This window comes from Streptomyces sp. NPDC015032, assembly GCF_043080425.1.
Classification (GTDB): Bacteria; Actinomycetota; Actinomycetes; order Streptomycetales; family Streptomycetaceae; genus Streptomyces.
In genome coordinates this window covers 1-4,222 of sequence record NZ_JBIBVN010000097.1, presented here as the reverse complement: position 1 = coordinate 4,222, position 4,222 = coordinate 1, and the positions used below count along the sequence as shown (strand labels likewise).

Genomic DNA, 4,222 nt, shown 5'->3' with positions numbered 1-4,222 from the left:
CTCGGCCAGATCAGCCCGATCGCCTACGAACAACGATCAACTACGCTGGCCACCGCCGCATGACAACCGGTGTCCACGATCAAGGGGAAAGCCCCAAGGCCGGGTAGTTAAGGCTTCGTTGGGAAATGCAAGCGGGTTGTCGAGGGCTTGTGTGCTGGCCGGAACGTGGGTAACGCGGATCCGTTGAGACAGGTTGTCGACCAAGACGTCCTGTACGGAGCCGCGTTGTCCTCGTATTCTGCCTCCCCGCCCGCCTTGATGACACTTTCCCGGGAAATCACCGTGGCCGCGGGGCGATTCGCCGCCGGGCATCTGGGTGGCCTGACCCCGTTCTTGCCTTTCGAGCTGGTGGACGCCGTCCTGCAGGAGCATCGGGCACTCCAACGGCGGCTGCGGGACCTGCCGTCCCGTGTCGGGGTCTACTTCCTGCTGGCGATGTGCCTGTTTCCGGAGGTCGGATACCGGCTGGTGTGGCAGAAGATGACCTCCGGGCTCGGCGACAGCGTGCCCGCGCCGACTGCGAAGGGGCTGCGGGATCTGCGCCGCAGGGTGGGGTGCACGCCGATTCGGGCCTTGTTCGAGGTGGTGGCCGGGGCACTGGCACAGCCGCACACGCCCGGAGTGCGTTTCGGCCCCTACCGTACGGTCTCCTTCGACGGCTGCAGCTCGATCAAGGTGCCCGACAGCGAGCGCAACCGGGGCTGGCTGGGGCGCTGTTCGCACGGCGGTTACCCTCAGATCGAGTTGATGACGCTGGTCGAGACCGGCACCCGGGCCGTGATCGGCGCGGTCTTCGGCCCCACCGCCGAGGGCGAGACCGCCTACGCCACCCGACTGCTGCACCACTTGAACTCCCAGATGCTGGTCCTGTGGGACCGTGGCTTTGACGGCAACGACTTCCTGGCCGCCGTGCACATCACCGGCGCCCGCGTCCTGGGCCGCATCACGCAGCGCCGCCGCCCGCCGGTGCTCCAGCAGCTGGAGGACTCCTCCTACCTCTCGGTCATCGGCGCCGTCCCGGTCCGCATCATCGAAGCGAGGGTGAGCCTCAGCTGTGCCGACGGCAGCACCTTCGAGGACTCCTACCGCCTGGCGACCACGCTCCTGGACGCCCGCCGCTACCCGGCCGGGCATCTCGTGCGCCTCTACCACGAGCGCTGGGAACACGAGAGCGCCTACTACGCCCTGCGCCACACCATCCTGCACGCCCGCGTCCTGCGCTCACACGACCCGGCCGGCGTCGAGCAGGAGATGTGGTCCCTGCTCACCCTCTACCAGCTCCTGCGCCGCACGATGGTCGAGGCAGCGGAGTCCCGGCCGGGCATCGACCCCGATCGATGTGGCTTCACCATCGCCTTCCAGAGCGCCCGTGACCTGCTCATTCGTGCGGAAGGAATCACCGAGCAGGGGCTCGGGGAGATCGGCCACCGACTCCTGTCGGCCCTGCTGCCCGCGCGCCGCCTTCGCGTCAGCACCCGCAAGGTCAAGTCCCCCATCTCGCGCTACGCGGAACGCAAGATGGACGGCCGCCCCGATGACAGCCGGACCGTGACCTCGATGACCATCACGACCCTTGCGCCACCATCTGAGCCGCCCTTGCCAGCGACGACCATCCCGCAGTACGCCGGGCCCGGCCGAACCAGCAACCGCATGACCCGCGTCCTGGACCTCCTGCAGACAGAACCCGGACGCCAGTGGCGGGCACGGGAGATCGCCGAACTCCTCGGCGACGTCACCCTCGTCGCCACCTACCGACAACTCGCCCGCTGGACCGAGAAAGGACTGATCAAAAGAGTCAGGACCGGCCGCTACACAGCCGCCCCACCGGCCGCACCGTCCCGCTTGCATCCCCCAACGAAGCCTTAACTACCCGGCCTTGGGGAAAGCCCCCCCAGACCTTCATTGCTGACGCAGCGGGGTCGTGCCGTTCCTGCTCGGGCAGATGCGGGGGCTCGTCCGCAGGTCGAGTACGCATACAGGCGTCCACCACCATGCGAACGGGTACCCCGTACACGTCGGCCAGCTGTTGCACGAGCTGACCTGGGTATTGCGGCTTCCTCCAGTTCCAGCCAGACACCGGACGATCCCGTTCCAGGCCGCGGACCTACGACCGGCACGTTCGAAGATCGCGAGCGTTCACGGCTGCTGCGAAGTGGGCGGGGAGTAGGAGTTCACCTTCGGCCTCTTCTTCGCGCTGCGATTGCGGACGCGTACGGCCCGTTCACGGGGCGTCTCGTCGCTCGTTTCGAATCCCAGCATGACGCTGTACCCCTCGCGGGCACGCTGCAGCCCGAAGTCCCTCAACTGCTCGACGCTGGTCCCCACGGTTCCGACTCGGCCGAGCTTCACCAGCTCCGCGAACTCCGATCCGACGAGGTAGCTGACCGCCCTCTCGTAGCTGAAAATGCGCCCACCCCTGGGTCCGAGCGTGCAGTCGTCCTCTAGGAGGACGCGGGCGTAGGAGAGGGGGATGTACATGCCGTGGGCCAGCTCGGTGCTGGAAGCCGCCCCGTTCCGCCAGTGTGCGAACTTCAGGAAGCACGCGTCCGGGGACAGGCGCCACTCGTGGGAGCGCGCGGGTTTTGAACTGAGCCGTGAAACCTGTTCCAAGCGGTCCATCTGGTCCAGGAGCTGCTTGTTCACCCGGTATTCCTTGTGCGGGGATTCGAAGCGCTTGTACTGGACGAGGACGAAGCTGTGCGTGGGGTGGTGGTAGTAGATCATGTCCGTGCCCAGTCGCCTCTCGACCGGGGTGGCATTGACGTTGACGACCTCGAGACGGCGTCCTGTGGAGTCTTCCAGCACGTGGATGTCGCATCTCACGTCACTGCGTTGTCGCCAGTCGTTGAAAAGGGGCGCTTCGCCGCCCAGTCCGGCCCGTACGTCGTGGTCGATCAGGCTGTTCTCCACCGGGTCCGGAATGAGTCCCGCGAGGTATGGCTCGTCCCGGGACGCGGGGCGCCCCCAGGCCGACAGCGCGGAGTGCGGGAAGTCGGTCACGCGAGTGAGGGACTGAGCCGCGTCCTTCTGTTCCTGCCACGCACGGTCCGCCGCGTCCTCGACGTTGAAGACGAGCGGGTTGAGATGGGCGAGCAACCAGTCGATGTACCGTGCCAACTCGGGGTGACGTCTCAGGAGTGCTTCCCGCAGAGCCTGCCAGGTCGTCATGCCGCAGTGGCCCGCGCTTCCGGAGAGAGCCCGCTCCACGTGAGCCCGGTGTGTCGAGGGCAGGGACGCGAGGATTCCGTCGGCGCCGTCCAGGGGCACCGGCTTCGGACATCTGCGCATGGGCTCGATGGTGATGCTTCTGTCGACCGGGCCCACGGTGTTGATGTGCTGGACCGACCCCATCCAGGTGATGAAGCGGCCGTGCTCGGCGAGCCCGTTGCGGCCGTTGGTCGCGGAACGCCCCTGGTTGTCGCAGACCAGGAAAGCTAACCGAGTACCGGTGTCGGACGTGTCGAGCCCTGTGGGCAGCCCTTTCGTGAAGCGCTCTGAGACGAGCCAGTCGTCTTCGTTGTCGGCCACCTGGTCCGGGGTGAGGGTCACTATGTACGTCACGAGAGGACCCTATCGACGCCGCTGGCACCGTACGCGCCCCGCGTCAGCGGACGACATCGACCTGGAGCGGAAACACCCTCAAGTTCCGCGGAACCGATCTTGAGCCCGGCGCGGACAGCCCAGCCGGCGCGTCCAGGAACGAGAAGCCGACCGGTTACGGGCAGCTGTTCGCCAGGGGGCAGCGGCGCAACACCTGGTTCGGTGTGCGGCGAGCCGCCATTCGACCCGTGCGTATGAGCCGACTTGGACGCATACGCCATACCCAGGCGGTCGCAGTGGTCGGTCCCGCTGGTATCGAGGGGCCGAATCTCGACGCCGGTGTGAGCTATCTGCTGGATATCCGGTGGGGTCTGCTCGATCTGCCGTGCATCGACGAGTTCCTCGCGCACGGTGATGTCGTCCTGCTCAGCATCGACCTCGATGTGCCCCCGCCGGCGCGACTCCGGATGTCAGCGCCCCTGCCCAAGGAGTCCCGATGGAAGTCATAGAGTGTGCCTGCACCAAGGTGGCGGCGAACAGCAAGGTCGCTGCGGGCCACATCCCAGAGCTGAATCCGGATATCGATATGTGGTTCCCCCGCAGTGCGGGAGTGGCTGACTAGCTGGTCAGGGCGGGTTGACGTGGTTTCAGGTTCACTTGTTCGGTCGCTGCCTGGTCGGCG

Annotated in this window: 3 protein-coding genes; 2 read left to right on the top strand and 1 reads right to left on the bottom strand. The window is 66.7% G+C overall.

The window, feature by feature from the left end:
* The first annotated feature begins 258 nt into the window (after nt 1–258).
* Nucleotides 259–1,866: an IS4 family transposase gene (locus tag ACF08M_RS41390; protein WP_392190480.1), complete on the top strand. Its 1,608-nt coding sequence runs from the start codon at nt 259–261 to the stop codon at nt 1,864–1,866.
* A 270-nt stretch (nt 1,867–2,136) separates the two neighbouring features.
* Here the strand turns inward: ACF08M_RS41390 and ACF08M_RS41385 are convergent, their stop codons facing one another.
* The gene (locus ACF08M_RS41385) at nt 2,137–3,561 is read right to left on the bottom strand and encodes a hypothetical protein (protein WP_392190479.1); all 1,425 of its coding nucleotides are present in this window, start codon (nt 3,559–3,561) and stop codon (nt 2,137–2,139) included.
* A 233-nt stretch (nt 3,562–3,794) separates the two neighbouring features.
* Here ACF08M_RS41385 and ACF08M_RS41380 point away from each other — a divergent pair, with 233 nt between their 5' ends.
* On the top strand, nt 3,795–4,049 hold the full coding sequence (locus tag ACF08M_RS41380; RefSeq protein WP_392190478.1) for a hypothetical protein: 255 nt from the start codon (nt 3,795–3,797) through the stop codon (nt 4,047–4,049).
* Nucleotides 4,050–4,222: the final 173 nt, after the last annotated feature.